Source organism: Fructilactobacillus sp. X7R4C1, assembly GCF_059901115.1.
Map to the genome: position 1 here is coordinate 1 of NZ_JBWXVD010000022.1, position 269 is coordinate 269.

1 pseudogene is annotated in these 269 nt (G+C 49.1%); it reads left to right on the forward strand.

The window, feature by feature from the left end:
- Nucleotides 1–44: 44 nt before the first annotated feature.
- Nucleotides 45–269: pseudogene (locus tag AC6UC9_RS06995) on the forward strand (minor capsid protein); the annotation flags it as partial.

Genomic DNA, 269 nt, shown 5'->3' on the forward strand with positions numbered 1-269 from the left:
GCTGATACGTCTGAAATATGGGGGTACGAATTGGAGGTGCTGTGATGGGTATGAAAGTAACAGTTGACGTTGATTTGATGAGTAAACTTGGACCGAAAGCCCAAAGCAAAGCTCTCACAGCCGCTGCTACTCAGCTCGGTACGGAACTGACTGATTACAATACCGGCGTCGTGCCTATGCTTCACGAAGATCTTCGCAAAACCGCAACGCCAGACGGGTCGAATGTCGACTTTAATAGTGTTTATGCGGCAGCTCAGTTTAACGGTGGG